The organism is Streptomyces sp. NBC_00887, from assembly GCF_045207585.1.
On the sequence record NZ_CP108788.1, the window covers coordinates 4,931,522 to 4,946,969 of the forward strand.

Below are 15,448 nucleotides of genomic sequence, written 5' to 3' on the forward strand. Positions count from 1 at the left end.
CGCTCCTCCAGATGGACGGTTGCTGCGGTGCTGTGGAGCCGCAGTGCCCAGGTAGATGCGCGAAACGGAGGGGGATGACAGAAAACCTGGAAGAAACTTCTCCGGGGCCCTGGAGGCGGAGGCGGCCTGGTGCCGTACGTGGTGGAAGCGGCAACTTCTTTACGGGTCGGTCACGTTGTGCCACGATGCGTGGCTCCGGGGCCCTGTCGGCCGCTTGTTCGGGGCCGTCCGGTGACCGGCCCCGAAGGGGACGAGGGAGTCGTGACGGGATGACGGACAGCGGGACCGGCGCTACGGTGCGCGACATTCCGGCGCTGGTGCACAGGGCCAGGGGCGGCGACACCGTCGCGATGGAGGAACTGCTCGGCGTCCACCTGCCGTTGGTATACGGAATTGTCGGGCGGGCCCTCAACGGCCACCCCGACGTCGACGACCTGGTGCAGGACGTGATGCTGCGGATCGTCCGCGCCCTGCCCTCGCTGCGCGAGCCCGAGCGGTTCCGCTCCTGGGCCGTGGCCATCGCGTACCGGGAGATCCAGCAGCACCAGCGGCGCACGGCCCGCGACCGGTTCCACCGGCACGAGGTGGAGGAGGTCGCCGACCCGCTCACCGACTTCGCCGAGCGCACCGTCGCCGAGCTGGAACTCACCGGCCAGCGCCGGGACCTGGCCCGTGCGGCCCGCTGGCTGGACGCGGACGACCGCCGACTGCTCGCCCTGTGGTGGGAGGAGGAGGCCGGCCGCCTCACCAGGGCCGAGGTCGCCCGTGCCATCGGCCTGGACGCCCGGCACACCGCGGTCCGGGTACGGCGCATGAAGGTCCAGCTGGAGGCCGCGCGCACGGTCGTCCGCGCGCTGGCCGTCACGCCCCGCTGCCCCGGGCTGGCGGACGCCGCGCAGGGCTGGGACGGCAGCACCGGTGCCCTCTGGCGCAAGAGGCTCAACCGCCATGTGCGGGGCTGCCCGCAGTGCGGGAAGGAGGGGTCGGGGCTGGTTGCACCGGAGAAGCTGTTGCCCGGACTGGGACTCGTACCGATACCTGGAGGACTCCTGGACGGGGTGCGGCTGAGCGTGGAGACCGCCTCCGTGATCGGGCAGACGGCGGTCGGCGGGGTCCGCGGGTACCTGCACCACCTCACGGCGAAGTCGGTCACGGCCTCCGCTGCGGTGCTGGCGGTCGTCACCGGGGCCCTGACCTACCCGGTGTGGCACTCCCCCGCGCCCTCTCCGCAGTCGGCGCCACCGGCCGCGAGCCGCCCCGCCCAGCCGACGGACCCGGCGCCTTCCCGTCCGGCCCCGGCGGGTTCCGCGGCCGCCTCGCCTGCCGCGGTCCCGACGACGACGGCTGCTGCTGCGCGGAAGGGGTCGGGGGCGATCGGAGTGACCGGTGCCGACATCTATCTCGCGCCCGGCGGCTCGGACTCGGGCGACGGCAGCAAGGCGCGGCCCTTCGCCACTCTCGGCAAGGCGGTGTCGGTGGTCCGGCCCGGACAGACGATCGCCATGCGCGGTGGCACGTACCGGCCGGAGGAGGGGGTGGACATCGGCACGGACGGCACCGTCGGCCGCCGCATCACACTCAGCAACATCCGGGGCGAACGGCCGGTGATCGACGCGTCCGGCGTACCCGCGGACACCTGGGCGATCACCCAGCAGGCGGATCACTGGACCGTGCAGGGGCTGGAGATCCGGGGCTCGGGAAGTCACGCGTACGTCTGCCGGGGCTGTCGGGACACCGTTTTCCGGGGGCTCTCCCTGCACGACAACGCCGAGTCCGGGCTCACCCTGCGCGATTCCGGCACCGAGGGCAACAGCGTGCTCGACAGCGACTTCCACTCCAACGGGCCGAAGCCGGGGGGCGGCGTCGGCCTGGCGGTCAAGTTCGGCTCCGGCGGCGGCAACGTGGTCCGGGGCTGCCGTGCCTTCGACAACGGGGCCGACGGCATCGACCTGGGCGGTTTCACCACCCCGGTGACCGTGGAGAGCACCTGGTCCTACCGCAACGGCAACGGTTTCACGCTCGGCGGGGGCAACACCGCCGCCTCGGTGGCGCACGTGCTCACCGACGACGCCGCCTGGGACAACGCCGGGCTCGGCTTCAACGACGAGGGCAATTCGGGTGCCATCCGCCTCACCCGCAACACCGCCTTCCGCAACGGAACCGGCTTCTACCTGGCCAGCTCGTCCGCCGTGCTGAGCGCGAACGCGGCTGTGGACAACACCGAGGGACCGGAGCCGGTACTGGCGGACTCCGCCCGTTCCGAGGGCAACACCTGGGACGGCGGGGGCGGGAGCCCGTCGATGTTCGGCACGACCGATCCGGCCACCGCCGAGTCGCCCCGTTCCGCCGACGCCGCGCTGCCCCGGACGTCCTTCCTGGCCCCGGCCGGGCGGCAGCCAGGGGCACGTATGGCCGAAGGCTCCTGAGATGGCGCGGGCACATGGCACCCTTGCACGCAAAAGACTTCGATCGAAAGGAAGTTCGGATCCGATGGCGGCGAGCGATGGCCGCAGCCACCTCACCACCCTGCAGGGCCGTCCGTGGTTCGCCGCGAACGAGGTGCTCGCCTTCGTCCTCGAACTTCTGGCGATCGGCTGTCTGTCCTGGTGGGGCTTCACGGCCGTGGACGGCTGGGCGGCCTCGCTGCTGCTGGGGCTCGGGACACCTGCGGCGGCCGTAGCCCTGTGGGGGCTCTTCGCGGCACCTCGCGCCCGGATCCGGCTGCCGCTCGCGGGCGTCCTCGCGGTGAAGACGCTGGTGCTCGGCGGTGGCGCGGCAGCCGTGTACGGGACGGGCCGTCCGGTGGCGGCCGCGGTCGTGCTGAACACGGGCTGCGCGGAGTACTTCCGGCGCGGCGCCGGTCAGGACGTGACGACGTAGCAGGTGTAGGCGCCGGTCACCGACGTCTCGGTACCTCGCGCGCCCACCGTGACCGTGGTGTCGGAGGAGCCGGTGTACGAGAAGCCGTCCTTGTGGACGGCGCCGCGCAGCCATGCGGCCGGGGCCTTGTCGTACGCGCGCCCGCACTGCTCGTCGGCGTATTCGTTCCCGCTCTTCTCCGCCCCGTCCCCGGGGAAGGTCCGGTCCACCTCGGTCTGCGCGAGCACCCGCATGTCGTGGCTCTCCGCGCAGTCGACCGGACGTACGACCCCGTTGCTGCCGAGTCCCGTGTCCGTGGCGGCACACTGTCCCGCCTTCAGGCCGCCCACGGGGGCCAGCGTCTTCAGTGCGTCCTCGACGCCCTCGCCCGGCTTCTTGTGCCGGACCGGCTTGCCGAACGCGCTGAGTTCGTAGGTCGCTCGCAGGGTCCTGATGCTTCCGGTGGGAGCGTTCTCCTCGTGCAGGCCGACGAGTACGGGCCCGAGGTCGGCGGTCACCTTGGTGAGCCTGCCTTCGGAGTCGAGCCGCACCGTCAGTTCCACCGGGTCGCCCCCGGCGGTCTGGAGTTCCGGGGGCAGTATCTCCGACGCGACCTCGGCGAGTGCGGTCACCCGGTAGAGGCGGCTGCCGTCCGTCTGCCGCTCTGGTTCCTGACGGGGGATCGTACGGGGGACGAGGTCGGCGAGGGTGCCGCTGTACGGTGCCACGTCGCCCGCGGCGTGCGCGGCCACCGCGCGGGTCGACTCGCCCAGTCCCGTGATCGCCTCAGGGGTGTAGCGCAGCCAGGCGGAGGCGCCGCGCCGGACGTAGACGTCGTCGCCGTCGGTGGCAAGGGTCTGTTCGACGGTCGTCCCCGGCTCCCCGACGAACTGGGCGGCGGTCCGGTGGAAACGCCGGTCCACTGTGAGGCTGACGGTGGCGAGCGAGGTCCCCTCGGTGTAGTCCAGGCTTCCCTCGGTGCGCTGTTCGGCGTCGCCGGTCGTCGTCCCGTACGTGAGGGTCGAGACGAAGGCGGCCGTGCCGGCCTTCCGCGTCGCTTCCGTCGCCGCGTGGAACTGCTCGGCCAGGGGCAGGCCGTAGACGGACTCCCCCGCCTCCGCGTCGTCGTCCGCGCCGCACGCGGCTGTGCCGACGAGCGCCGAAGTCAGCGCGAGCACGGCCCCCCAGCGTCTTGCAGTCTCCATGTTCCCCACCCCTTGCACCTGCTCCGAACAGGCATTCTTCTCGGAGCAGGTGCTCCTGCGCGAGCACAGGATGATCACGAAACCCCCCACACCGGGGAGGGCGGCCCGGGACACGCGCCGCACCCCGGGCCGTTGCCGCGTGGGGCCTTCGGATCAGATCAGGCCCTGCGCGAGCATCGCGTCGGCGACCAGTTCGAAGCCCGCGATGTTCGCGCCCACCACGTAGTTGCCGGGGCTGCCGTAGCGCTCGGCCGTCGTGTAGCAGGCGTCGTGGATGTGGCGCATGATCTCCGCGAGGCGCTCCTCCGTGTGGGCGAAGGTCCAGGAATCGCGGGAGGCGTTCTGCTGCATCTCCAGCGCGCTGGTGGCCACGCCGCCCGCGTTGGCCGCCTTGCCGGGGGCGAAGGCGACACCCGCGTCCTGGAGGACGCGTACGGCCTCGGGGGTGGTGGGCATGTTGGCGCCCTCCGCGACCGCCTTCACACCGTGGCGTACGAGGGCGAGCGCGTCGGCCTCGTCGAGTTCGTTCTGGGTGGCGCAGGGCAGTGCCACGTCCACGGGGACGTTCCAGACTCCCGTACCCGGCACGTAACGCGCGTGCTCGCCGCGGCGCTCCGCGTAGTCGGAGACCCTGCCGCGCCCTGCTTCCTTGACCTCCTTGAGGAGATCGAGGTCGATGCCCTTCTCGTCCACCACGAAGCCGCCCGAGTCGGAGCAGGTCACGACGGTCGCGCCGAACTGCTGTGCCTTCTCGATCGCGTAGATGGCCACGTTCCCCGAACCCGAGACGGCGATGCGCTGGCCATCGAGGGATTCGCCGCGGCTGCGGAGCATTTCGGCGGTGAACAGGACACAGCCGTAGCCGGTCGCCTCGGTGCGGGCCTGGGCGCCGCCCCAGCCCAGGCCCTTGCCGGTGAGCACGCCGGACTCGTAGCGGTTGGTGATCCGCTTGTACTGGCCGAAGAGGTAGCCGATCTCGCGGCCGCCGACGCCGATGTCACCGGCGGGTACGTCGGTGTACTCGCCGAGATGGCGGTGGAGTTCCGTCATGAAGGACTGACAGAACCGCATGACCTCGGCGTCGGAGCGGCCCTTGGGGTCGAAGTCCGCACCGCCCTTGCCGCCTCCGATCGGCATGCCGGTGAGGGCGTTCTTGAAGATCTGCTCGAAGCCGAGGAACTTCACGATGCCCAGGTTGACCGAGGGGTGGAAGCGCAGTCCGCCCTTGTACGGGCCGAGGGCGCTGGAGAACTCGACGCGGAAACCGCGGTTGACGTGGATGTCGCCGGAGTCGTCCGACCACGGCACCCGGAAGATGAGCTGGCGCTCGGGCTCGCAGATCCGCTCGATGATCCTGGCGTCGACCAGTTCCGGCCGCTGCGCCAGCACCGGACCCAGGGTTTCGAGGACCTCGCGTACCGCCTGGTGGAACTCCTTCTCACCCTGGTTGCGTCGCAGAACCTCCGCGTAGAGCGGTTCGATGACGCGGGTGGCGGCGGTGTGCGGGCTTACGGAGCCGGAGGTGGCGGGCATCTGATCAAGACCTTCCATGGGTGGGCTCGTGCGCGACGGCGCTCCCTGTCCCTGGAAGCGCCACCGGTCGGGGGAGGACCGTCGCACCGGGCGATTGTCCCAGCGTGGCCCCGGAGAAGCCCGGAGCCGCCTCCATACTGACCACGATCATCCGTATGACGACCCGTACGGTGGCGAAGCTCACAGCCTCGCGGGCGGGGGCGTGAGGGCCCCAGGGCGCCCCGCCCCGCCGTAGGGTGTGCGCGCGGGGATCACTGAACGTGTTCTCACGCATACGCGGGTTCCCGGCCGTCCGTCCGCGAAGATCCCGCGATCGCGCGGCAGTTCGAGCCCGGGCGAGGTGGTGCACGGGGACGCGGCGTCACTGGTGATGCGGATGCCGTCGGCGGGGTCGGTGCGGTACGGATCGCGTACTCGCCCTGGTTGCGGACGAACGGCGGGGCGTGTGTGGGGCGGGACGGCGCGCGGACACGGCTCACGGTGCCCCGGGCCGGCGTGTACCGGCTGGATTCCGGCTACCGGTTGCCCGGGGGCGGCTGCTGACCGTGCTCCCGCGGACGCCCGACGGACATCCGCGGCAAGTCGGGGGTGCAGGACAAGCTCCCGCCGGCTGACGATCGGTCATGATGCCGTCATGACATCACCACGGGGGGCCCGGAAGGCTACCGGTAGTCAACTTCCATATGGACGTGGGGTGTTGGGGCACTCACCCCGCTCGCACGACAGGGCGATGCCCCCTCCCCCGTACGGTCTGCTCCGACCGCCGCCCTCCCTTCCGTCGGGCGCCGACGGCATGCGGCGCTATCTCGCCATCGCCCTCGACTGCTACCTCTGCCTGCTGGCGGCCGGGTTACTGACCCGGCCGTACGTGCACGCCGCCGAGACGGGCCGGGCGGTGATCCTCACCGCATTGCCCGCCCTCGCGCTCTCCTTCGTCAACCAGGTGCTGCTGACGGCGGCCGTCCGGGCCAGCGCGGGCAAACTGATCATGGGGGTACGGGTGGTCGGGCTGCCCGACGCCCGCCGGCCGGGGCTGGGACAGCTGATCAGGCGCTGGCTGTACGGGCTGGTCCGGCTTCCGCTGCAGCCCTGGTACCGGCTGCGCAAGCGCCCCGCCCGGCCCGGCGCCCGACGGCCCGCGTGCGGGCAGCCCGGGATCCCACAGCCAGGGGTCCCGCAGCCCGAAGGCTCACGGCCAGGCAGCATGGCCGACGACGACGTGGCGGGGCTGCGCCAGGTGAGGCGCGGGGACCTGCGGACGTACCGCAGGTCCGTCGCCGCCCACGCATCGGCGTGACGCGGCGCTCCCCGCCCGTCGGCCGGGGAGCGCCGCGTACCCGCCGGCTTCAGGCCGCCGCGTTCTCCGTGACCGTCACCTTGCCCTTGCGGATGGTCGCCACCCGCGGCGCCTTGCGGGCGAGGGAACTGTCGTGGGTGACCATCACGAAGGTCAGCCCGTGCTCCTTCCACAGCCCGTCGAGCAGTTCCATGATCTCGTCGCGCATGGACTCGTCGAGGTTGCCCGTGGGTTCGTCGGCGAGCAGCACCTTGGGCCGCTTCACGAGCGCCCTGGCGATCGCGACGCGCTGCTGCTGGCCGCCGGACATCTCGCCCGGCAGGTGGGTGGGACGGTCGCCGAGGCCGACGGAGTCGAGGGCCTCCGCGGCCCGTTCACGGCGGGTCCTCGCGCCGAGGCCGAGCGGGACGAGCGCGGTCTCGACGTTCTCCTGGGCGGTGAGCGTCGGGATCAGGTTGAAGCTCTGGAAGACGAAGCCGATGGACTCCGCCCGCACCTGGGTGAGCCGGGACTCGGGCAGCTTCGCCAGGTCGACGCCGTCGAGTTCGATGGTGCCGGAGGTGGGTCTGTCCAGCCCGCCGAGCATCTGGAGGAGCGTGGACTTGCCTCCGCCGGTCGGGCCCTGGATGACGAGCCTGCCGCCGTCCTCGATGGTCAGGTCGACGTCCGCGAGTGCGTCGACGGGGTTCTTGCCGCGCATGTAGCGCTTGGTGACGCCCTTGAGCTGGTACACGTGTGGACTCCTGCTGCTGTACGTACGAGGGGAGGGGCGGGGCGGCGTCACGCGACGCGGCGCAGGGCGTCGGCCGGGCGCAGCCTGGAGGCCCGCCAGCCGCCGAAGGCACCCGCGATGAGGCCTCCCGCCACCGCCAGCGCGACGGCGGTCAGGATCGTGGTGAGGGAGACCGGGGCGGTCAGCGCGATGTCGAGGGTCTTGGCCGCGGTCTGGCGGCCGGGACCGCCGCCCATCGGGCCACCGCCGCCCATGCCGCCTCCGCCGCCCGAGGAGCCGAGCTGGGCGGTGAGGGTGGGGCTGATGGCGGTCACGGCGTACGCGCCGGCGAGCCCGACGGCGATGCCGAGGACACCGCCCATGAGGCCGTTGACGAGGGCCTCGCCGACGACCTGGCGGGTGACGCGTCCGCTCTTCCAGCCGAGCGCCTTGAGGGTGCCGAACTCCCGTACGCGGCGGCTGACCGCCGAGGAGGTGAGCAGTCCGGCGACGAGGAAGGCGGCGACCAGGACGGCGATGGAGAGCCACTTGCCGACGCTGGAGGCGAGGTCGGAGGCGGTGGAGAGGGAACCGGAGACCGTGTCGGCGAGGTCGGCGGACGTGGTGACCGTGGTGCCGGAGATGTTCTTCTGGATGGCGGCCTTGACGGTGTCGATCGCCTGCGAGTCGGCGGCCTTGACGTAGACCGTGGTGATCTTGTCCTTGGAGTCGGCGAGCGTCTGCGCCTGCTTCAGGGGGACGTAGACGTTGGCGGCCGCGTCGCCGCTGTCCGCCGTCGAGACTCCGACGATCGTGTACTTCGTGCCGGAGATCGTGACGGTCTCGTCGACCGCGAGCTCCTTCTCCCTGGCGTACGCGGCGTCGACGACCGCGACCTCGGCGTCGGTCTCGGTGGCCTTGAACGTACGACCCTTGGTGATCTTGGAGGAGGTCAGCGGGCCGAGGTCCTGCTGAGTGACGTCGGTGCCGTACACGGTGAAGGAGTTGACGTCGAAGGAGGCGCCGCCGCCCTGGACCTCACCCTGCGGCTGACCGCTGCCGCCGCCGCGGGGGCCTCCCTGGGTCGCCCCCTCGTCCTGCTTGAACTCACCGCGCTTGAACTGGCCGTCGACCTTCATGACGGTCAGGCTCAGCCCGCCGACGGCGTCCGCGACGCCGTTCTGCTTGCCGACCTTGTCGACGGTGGTGGAGGCCAGCGTCTGGAAACCCTGGACCATGACGCGGTCGGTGCTCTGGGTCGCGTCGTCGTCCTTGGCGTCGAACTCGAACCGGGGCCGTTCGGTGCCGGAACCCGGGGCGGCGGCGGCCTTGGTCACCGTCATGTCCGTACCCAGGCCGTACAGCGATTGGAGGACCTTGTCCTGGGCCTTGCTCATGCCCGAGGAGACCGAGCTGACGATGATGACCAGCGCAATGCCGAGGGCGAGCCCCGAGGCGACGACGAGCGCCGCCTTTCTGCGGCGGCGCAGCTCGCGCCGGAGGTAGGTGAAGAACATGGCGCGAAGCTACGGAGCGGGTGTGATGAGGAGTTGAGGCTGCGATGAGAGCTGGATGAGAACGCCTGCGGGCCGCACACGCCGAAGGCGGCGGCACCCCGGGGAATCCGGGGTGCCGCCGCCTTCGTACGGGGGGAGGAGCGCGGTGGGAAGATCAGGCGGCGGGTGCCGTCCACTCCGCCCAGCTCATGTTCCAGCCGTTGAGCCCGTTGTCGGGGGCGATGGTCTTGTCCGGGGAGTTCTTGACGACGACCACGTCACCGATCATGGAGTTGCTGTAGAACCAGGCGCCCGGCACGTCGGGGTCGCCCGCGCCCTTCGTGTCGGACAGGCCGATGCAGCCGTGGCTGGTGTTGACGCTGCCGAAGATCGACTTGGCGCCCCAGTAGTTGCCGTGGATGAAGGTGCCCGACGTGGACAGCCGCAGGGCGTGCGGCACGTCCTTGATGTCGTACTCACCCTTGCCGTCGTCGTCGGTGAAGCCGACCGTCGAACCGTCCATGCGGGTCTCCTTGAACTTCTCGGAGATCACCATCTGGCCGTTGTACGTCGGGTTCTCCGAGGAACCGGCGGAGATCGGGATGGTCTTGACCGTCTGGCCGTCCCGGGTGACGGTCATCGTGTGCGCCTTGGCGTCCACGGTGGAGACCTGGTTGCGGCCGACCTTGAAGGTGACCGTCTTCTGCTGCACACCGACGACGCCGTCGGCACCCTCGACGCCGTCGAGCGCCAGCTTCAGCGTGACGGTGGAGTTGCCCTGCCAGTAGTTCTCGGGGCGCAGGTCCAGGCGCTTCTCGTTGAACCAGTGGCCGACGACTTCCTGGCCGCTGCTCGACGTCACGGTGATGCCGTCCTGGACGGCCTTCTTGTTCGTGATCGCCTTGTTGAAGTTGATCGACACGGGCATGCCGACGCCGACGGTGGAGCCGTCCTCGGGGGTGAAGTTCCCGATGAAGCTGTTCTCGGGTGAAACGGTGGTGAAGGAACTGTTGGCGTGCGCCTCGCGGTCCTTGGAGTCGGTGGCCGTCGCGCTGATCTTGTACGTGGTCGAGCGTTCGAGCTGACCCGTCGGCTTCCAGCTGGAGCCGTCGGAGGCGAGCTTGCCCTCGACGGCCTCTCCGGCGGACGTGGTCATGGTGACTTCGGTGAGCTTGCCCTTGGCGACGGTGACCATGGCGGCACTGTTGATGCTCGCGTTGGTGGCACCGTTCTTCGGCGCGATCGTTATCTGCGCCTCGGAGGCGTCCTTGGCCGCCGCCTCGTCCACCTCGGCCTGCGACGTCTTCGAGCTCTCGGCGCTGCCGCCCTTGCCACCGCCGTCGTCGCTACAGGCCGAAAGCACCAGCACGCCGCCGAGCAGTGCGGACGCGGCCATGAGGCCCCTGCGCCGCTTGCTGTCCGTCATCACACGCTTCTCCATCGTTGCCGATTCCCCAAAATCCCCGACGGGGCCGCCGGACGGCGAACACCCGTCAATGCTCCAAGAACACCCTGACCGGGTCTTCCGTTCCTCATCAGCCGAAGATGTGGGGAACACCACTCATCGACGCACCGGCGGCAGCGGCGGTTCCCGCCGGCCGGACGGCGTGCCGAGCGGAGTCAGCGCTCCGTCCCGCCACCTTCTTCGTCGTCCGTCTCATTGTCCTCGATCCCGTAGTGGCCCTCGTCCTCGTCGTCCCCGCCGGCGGTCCAGTCGTCGGCGCCGGGGTCGTAGTCGATGGTCTCGCTGCTCCACGAGGCCTGGGCGAGCTCGACCCCGGGTACCTGGCTGACCAGATCGAACGGGTCGATAAGTGACGCGAGCGCCTCCGCATCGTCTTCCCTGACCGTCGCTTCCGCATGCATACGTTCTTCGGCGGAGTCCTCGGCGGCATCGCCGGACGCTGCGTGGTCGGCGGCGATGCTCTCGAGTGCGGTGCCGGTCAGGGCGTCCGCGTCGGTGATCTCCAGCACCATCTCCACGCGAAGCCGGACGAATGCGTTTGTCTCTGAAGTGCTCATACGCCGGAGCGTAAGGCTCCTGGGGCCCGCGACTTTCCTCCGACCCGCTGCTTTGCTTAGCATCGGCCCACGGGGCTAACTGATGGTTGTCGCAAGGGGATCGATTCTGTGTCCATCGCTCGTCGCACGCTGCTGACCACCACCGCGGCAGGCACCCTGCTCTGCGCTCTCTGGTTCGTCCCCTCCGCCAACGCGACGGACGGGGCAGGCCCTCGGACCAGTTCCGCCGGCTCCTCCGCCCCCGGCCAACAGGCGTCCGGTGCGGGAGAGATCACCACGCAGGAGACGCTCGCCGATACCGGGGCCGGGGTCGACACCACGCCGTATCTGATCGGCGGTACGGCCTTCCTGTGCGCCGGAGCGGGATTCGTCGCGTATTCGGTACGCCGGGGCACCGTGAGCCCGGGCTTCTGACGTACGCGGAAGGGCCGTTGCACCCGCGGGTGCAGCGGCCCTTCCGTGCGTACGGGTCGGGCGGGGTCAGGCGAGCGGTCCGGTCACCGTCTCCGCGACGGCGACGAGCTTCCCTTCCCGGACGAAGGCGTCGGCGGCCGCCAGGTCGGGCGAGAGGAAGCGGTCGGGGCCCGGCCCCTGGACACCGGCGGCCCGCAGCGCCTCGATGACGGCCAGCGAGGCGGGCGCGGGGGCCAGTCCCTGGGCGGCGCGCAGTTCGACGGCACGCGTGGCCGCGTACAGCTCGACGGCGACGATCCGCGCGAGGTTGGTGACGGCGGTACGGAGCTTGCGCGCGGCCGACCAGCCCATGGAGACGTGGTCCTCCTGCATCGCGGAGGACGGGATCGAGTCGACGGACGCCGGGACCGCGAGCCGCTTCATCTCGCTGACCAGGGCGGCCTGCGTGTACTGGGCGATCATCAGCCCGGAGTCGACACCGGCGTCGTCGGCGAGGAACGGCGGCAGACCGTGCGAGCGGTTCTTGTCCAGGAGCCGGTCGGTGCGCCGCTCGGTGATCGAGCCGAGGTCGGCGGCGACGATCGCCAGGAAGTCGAGTACGTACGCGACGGGCGCACCGTGGAAGTTGCCGTTGGACTCCACGCGGCCGTCCGGGAGCACGACGGGGTTGTCGACGGCGGAGGCCAGCTCACGGTCCGCGACGAGCCGCCCGTGCGTGAGGGTGTCGCGTCCCGCCCCGTTGACCTGGGGTGCGCAGCGTACGGAGTAGGCGTCCTGGACGCGGGGCGCGTCGTCCTGGTGGTGGCCGGTGAGGCCGGATCCGGCCAGCACCCGCAGCATGTTGTCGGCGGAGGCGCCCTGGCCCGGGTGGGGGCGGATGGCGTGGAGCTCGGGGGCGAGGACCTTCTCCGTGCCGAGGAGGCCTTCCAGGGAGAGCGCGGCGGTGATGTCCGCGGCGGTGTAGAGGTTCTTCAGGTCGGCGAGGGCCATGACGAGCATGCCGAGCATGCCGTCGGTGCCGTTGAGCAGGGCGAGGCCCTCCTTCTCGCGCAGTTCGACGGGCGTGATGCCGTGGGCGGCGAGGAGCTCGCCGGCGGGGCGCACGACGCCGTCGGGGCCCTCCGCGTCGCCCTCGCCCATGAGGGTCAGGGCGCAGTGCGAGAGCGGGGCCAGGTCGCCGGAGCAGCCGAGCGAGCCGTATTCGTGCACGACGGGGGTGATGCCCGCGTTGAGCACGTCCGCCATGGTCTGCGCGACCTGGGGGCGTACGCCGGTGTGCCCGGAGGCGAGCGTCTTCAGCCTCAGGAACATCAGCGCCCGCACGACCTCGCGCTCGACGTGGGGGCCCATGCCCGCCGCGTGAGAGCGCACGATGTTGCGCTGCAGTTGCGCCCGGAGGTCCGGGCTGATGTGCCGGCTGGCGAGGGCACCGAAGCCGGTGGAGACGCCGTAGACCGGCTCGGGCTTGGCGGCGAGCGCGTCGACGATCTCCCGGGCGGCGGCGAGGGCGTCGACGGCGTCCTGCGAGAGCTCGACACGGGCGCCCCCACGGGCCACGGCGATGACGTCCTCGGCGGTGGTACCGGACGTCCCCACCACGACTGTATGCATATCCATATTCAGAAGCCTACGGACTGAATCTCGACATGTCACTAGTGGTCGTGCGGTTGACCCCTTACCGATCCGGCAACCCGTCCCCGGGCGGCGGACTGCCGCGCAGCCTGCGGCGGTCGTGCGGCGACTTGGGCGGGGAGTCGGCGAGCCGGATCACCTCGCCGTCCCGCCCCGCCACCACCGGCCTCCGGGAATGCGCCGCCTTGGCCTGGTACTGGGCGGCGTCGGCGAGCCGGAAGAGCCGGCGCGCGGAGCGTACGGGGCCGATCTCGTCACCGGTCGAGGCGACTCCGCAGGCGACCCCGTTGCCGAGCTCCAGGGCTACGGCCCGCGCGCAGAGCTCCTCGGAGACCCGGACCACGTCGTCCGCCGTGGGACCCACGGTCAGCAGACAGAACTCGTCGCCGCCCAGCCGTGCCGCCAGGGCTCCGGGGAGCATCGCCCCGCAGAGCGAGAGCACGGAGCCGAAACGTTCCAGCAGGCGGTCGCCGACCGCGTGGCCATGGGTGTCGTTGACCGCCTTGAGGCCGTTCAGGTCACAGACGACCAGGCTCACCACGGCATCCTCCGTACGATGCCGCTCCACCGCCTCGTCGAGCCGGAGGTCGACGGCACGGCGGTTGGCGAGTCCGGTCAGCGGGTCGGTGAAGGCCAGCTTGCGCACCTCCTCCAGGCGCTCGGTCTGGGCGATGCCCGCCGCGACGACGGCGGCCAGCACGGTGGCGAAGTCCGCGTCGTCCCGGTCGAACACCCGCGCACCGGCCGGACGCGCCACGTACAGCTCGCCCCACGCCCTCCCGTGCAGCACGATCGGCGCCACCACGCAGCAGCCCCGCCCCCGCCGCCGCAGGGCCGCTACCCGCTGGTGGCAGTACGGGCGAGCGCCCCGGGCCGGGGCTCCGGTGGCCGGGCCGCCTTCGGCGGTCTCCACCCAGGCGTCCGGCTCACCGCCACCCGCCCAGCGCTCGTGCAGGAACTCGGTGATCTCCGGGAACTGGTGCACGGGGTAGGCCTCCTCGTCGGGGAACTCCTCCTCCCCCTCGGCCCGCTCCCCCGCGTTCACCAGCACCCGCAGCCTGCCCCGGTCGCGCTCCCAGACGGACAGGGCCGCGAAACTTCCGCCCAGCGCCTCGCACGCCCCCAGCGCCGCGGCCCGCCAGGACTCGCGCGAGGTGTAGGCCGCCGCCATCGTCTGCGCCAGCGAAACCACGGCGCGCAGCCGCACATCATCACCGCCCATCACCACAGCTTAGGGAGGTTTGCGGCGATTTGATCAGTTGACAGTGCGGATGATCTTCAGCGCGCCCGCCGGGCGCCGCCGTCACTCACCCGGCCAGTTCGGCTTCCGCTTCTCGTTGAACGCGGCGACGCCCTCGGCCCGGTCCCCGGAGAAGGCCACCGACCGCCAGGCCGCGTCCTCCACCTCGAGCCCCGCCCGCAGGTCCAGCCCCTGGCCGAGCCGCAGAGCCCGCTTCGCGGCGCGCAGCCCCACCGGGGAGTTGACGGCGATCCGGCCGCCGAGCGCCAGCGCCTCGTCCCGGTCCAGGCCAGCGTCGACCAGCTCGTCCACCAGCCCCAGCTCACGCGCCTCCACCGCCTCCACCCGCCGCGCGGAGAAGACCAGCTCGGCCGCGCGCGCGGCGCCGACCCTGCGGGGCAGCAGCTGCGTACCGCCGCCGCCGGGAATGACACCGACGGACACCTCGGGCAGTCCGACCACGGCGGTGCGGTCGGCCACGATCACATCGCAGGCCAGCGCGAGCTCAAAGCCGCCCCCGAGGGCGAAGCCGTGCACGGCGGCGACGGTCGGCATCGGCAGTTCGAGCACACCGGTGTACGCGGCCCTCGCGGTGGGCCGCTGCCGCACCAGCTCGGCATCCGTGAAGGAGTTCCGCTCCTTGAGGTCCGCGCCCACGCAGAAGGCCCGCTCATGGCTCGAGGTGAGCACGGTGACGCGCACCCCCTGGTCGGCGCCGAGCGCATCGCAGGCGGCCCCGATCGAACGAGCCATGTCGGTGGACACCGCGTTCATCGCCTTGGGCCGGTCGAGCACGAGCTCGGCCACATGCTCCTGACCTTCGTGCCGCCGCACGACGACGAACTCCCCGAACCGCTGCTCCGACGTGACGGTCATGACTGCACCCCTCCGGTTAACGATCGTTACCGGGGATCCTAGGCGGAAGGACCGCGACACCTCAGCCCACCCGGCCACTTCCCCGGCGGCCCCAGGCTTCCGACGCTCAAGGTCACCGCTTCCCCCGCTCGATGGCACCTTTGAAGCCCACCCCCGGCCACA

At 71.3% G+C, this 15,448-nt stretch carries 13 protein-coding genes; 4 read left to right on the forward strand and 9 right to left on the reverse strand.

Features of this window, described 5'->3' with window-relative positions:
• Window positions 1-269: 269 nt before the first annotated feature.
• Both OG844_RS22340 and OG844_RS22345 read left to right on the forward strand, forming a co-directional pair.
• Window positions 270-2,426, forward strand: coding sequence for a sigma-70 family RNA polymerase sigma factor (locus tag OG844_RS22340; protein WP_406392575.1), 2,157 nt, complete (start codon window positions 270-272; stop codon window positions 2,424-2,426).
• Between the two features lie 64 nt (window positions 2,427-2,490).
• The gene (locus OG844_RS22345; RefSeq protein ID WP_406392577.1) at window positions 2,491-2,880 is read left to right on the forward strand and encodes a YrdB family protein; all 390 of its coding nucleotides are present in this window, start codon (window positions 2,491-2,493) and stop codon (window positions 2,878-2,880) included.
• Here the strand turns inward: OG844_RS22345 and OG844_RS22350 are convergent.
• Window positions 2,862-4,064, reverse strand: coding sequence for a hypothetical protein (locus OG844_RS22350; protein ID WP_406392578.1), 1,203 nt, complete (start codon window positions 4,062-4,064; stop codon window positions 2,862-2,864). The genes OG844_RS22345 and OG844_RS22350 overlap by 19 nt on opposite strands.
• Window positions 4,065-4,217: 153 nt before the next feature.
• On the reverse strand, window positions 4,218-5,597 hold the full coding sequence (gene gdhA, locus OG844_RS22355; protein WP_406392579.1) for an NADP-specific glutamate dehydrogenase: 1,380 nt from the start codon (window positions 5,595-5,597) through the stop codon (window positions 4,218-4,220).
• A gap of 793 nt (window positions 5,598-6,390) precedes the next feature.
• Between gdhA and OG844_RS22360 the strand changes: the two genes are divergently transcribed.
• Window positions 6,391-6,894 carry an RDD family protein gene (locus OG844_RS22360; RefSeq protein WP_406396218.1) on the forward strand — a complete coding sequence of 168 codons (504 nt, stop codon included), beginning with the start codon at window positions 6,391-6,393 and terminating at the stop codon, window positions 6,892-6,894.
• A gap of 49 nt (window positions 6,895-6,943) precedes the next feature.
• Here the strand turns inward: OG844_RS22360 and OG844_RS22365 are convergent, their stop codons facing one another.
• From OG844_RS22365 to OG844_RS22380, 4 genes are all read right to left on the reverse strand, one after another.
• On the reverse strand, window positions 6,944-7,627 hold the full coding sequence (locus tag OG844_RS22365; RefSeq protein WP_406392580.1) for an ABC transporter ATP-binding protein: 684 nt from the start codon (window positions 7,625-7,627) through the stop codon (window positions 6,944-6,946).
• A 47-nt stretch (window positions 7,628-7,674) separates the two neighbouring features.
• Window positions 7,675-9,123 carry an ABC transporter permease gene (locus tag OG844_RS22370; protein WP_406392581.1) on the reverse strand — a complete coding sequence of 483 codons (1,449 nt, stop codon included), beginning with the start codon at window positions 9,121-9,123 and terminating at the stop codon, window positions 7,675-7,677.
• A gap of 154 nt (window positions 9,124-9,277) precedes the next feature.
• Window positions 9,278-10,543, reverse strand: a complete 1,266-nt coding sequence (locus OG844_RS22375) for an Ig-like domain-containing protein (RefSeq protein ID WP_406392583.1) — start codon at window positions 10,541-10,543, stop codon at window positions 9,278-9,280.
• 179 nt (window positions 10,544-10,722) lie between these two features.
• Window positions 10,723-11,124 carry a hypothetical protein gene (locus OG844_RS22380; RefSeq protein WP_406392585.1) on the reverse strand — a complete coding sequence of 134 codons (402 nt, stop codon included), beginning with the start codon at window positions 11,122-11,124 and terminating at the stop codon, window positions 10,723-10,725.
• 108 nt (window positions 11,125-11,232) lie between these two features.
• Here OG844_RS22380 and OG844_RS22385 point away from each other — a divergent pair, with 108 nt between their 5' ends.
• A complete protein-coding gene (locus tag OG844_RS22385) occupies window positions 11,233-11,538 on the forward strand; it encodes a hypothetical protein (RefSeq protein WP_406392587.1) in 306 nt (101 codons plus the stop codon).
• A 66-nt stretch (window positions 11,539-11,604) separates the two neighbouring features.
• Here OG844_RS22385 and hutH read toward each other — a convergent pair whose 3' ends face one another.
• From hutH to OG844_RS22400, 3 genes are all read right to left on the reverse strand, one after another.
• Entirely contained in the window at window positions 11,605-13,155 is a 1,551-nt protein-coding gene (hutH, locus tag OG844_RS22390) for a histidine ammonia-lyase (protein WP_385616722.1), read from the reverse strand.
• A 58-nt stretch (window positions 13,156-13,213) separates the two neighbouring features.
• Complete coding sequence (locus OG844_RS22395) at window positions 13,214-14,392, reverse strand: diguanylate cyclase domain-containing protein (RefSeq protein ID WP_406392589.1); 1,179 nt, start codon at window positions 14,390-14,392, stop codon at window positions 13,214-13,216.
• Between the two features lie 81 nt (window positions 14,393-14,473).
• Window positions 14,474-15,286 (reverse strand): enoyl-CoA hydratase/isomerase family protein, encoded by an 813-nt coding sequence (locus tag OG844_RS22400; protein WP_383805099.1) that lies wholly within the window; start codon window positions 15,284-15,286, stop codon window positions 14,474-14,476.
• Between the last annotated feature and the right edge of the window lie 162 nt (window positions 15,287-15,448).

What these genes read in the sequence shown, in the direction of transcription:
- OG844_RS22340 (WP_406392575.1), top strand. Translation starts at nt 270, where the DNA reads ATGACGGACAGCGGGACCGGCGCTACGGTGCGCGACATTCCGGCGCTG.
- OG844_RS22345 (WP_406392577.1), top strand. Translation starts at nt 2,491, where the DNA reads ATGGCGGCGAGCGATGGCCGCAGCCACCTCACCACCCTGCAGGGCCGT.
- OG844_RS22350 (WP_406392578.1), bottom strand. Translation starts at nt 4,064, where the DNA reads ATGGAGACTGCAAGACGCTGGGGGGCCGTGCTCGCGCTGACTTCGGCG.
- gdhA (WP_406392579.1), bottom strand. Translation starts at nt 5,597, where the DNA reads ATGCCCGCCACCTCCGGCTCCGTAAGCCCGCACACCGCCGCCACCCGC.
- OG844_RS22360 (WP_406396218.1), top strand. Translation starts at nt 6,391, where the DNA reads ATGCGGCGCTATCTCGCCATCGCCCTCGACTGCTACCTCTGCCTGCTG.
- OG844_RS22370 (WP_406392581.1), bottom strand. Translation starts at nt 9,123, where the DNA reads ATGTTCTTCACCTACCTCCGGCGCGAGCTGCGCCGCCGCAGAAAGGCG.
- OG844_RS22375 (WP_406392583.1), bottom strand. Translation starts at nt 10,543, where the DNA reads ATGGAGAAGCGTGTGATGACGGACAGCAAGCGGCGCAGGGGCCTCATG.
- OG844_RS22380 (WP_406392585.1), bottom strand. Translation starts at nt 11,124, where the DNA reads ATGAGCACTTCAGAGACAAACGCATTCGTCCGGCTTCGCGTGGAGATG.
- hutH (WP_385616722.1), bottom strand. Translation starts at nt 13,155, where the DNA reads ATGGATATGCATACAGTCGTGGTGGGGACGTCCGGTACCACCGCCGAG.
- OG844_RS22395 (WP_406392589.1), bottom strand. Translation starts at nt 14,392, where the DNA reads ATGGGCGGTGATGATGTGCGGCTGCGCGCCGTGGTTTCGCTGGCGCAG.
- OG844_RS22400 (WP_383805099.1), bottom strand. Translation starts at nt 15,286, where the DNA reads ATGACCGTCACGTCGGAGCAGCGGTTCGGGGAGTTCGTCGTCGTGCGG.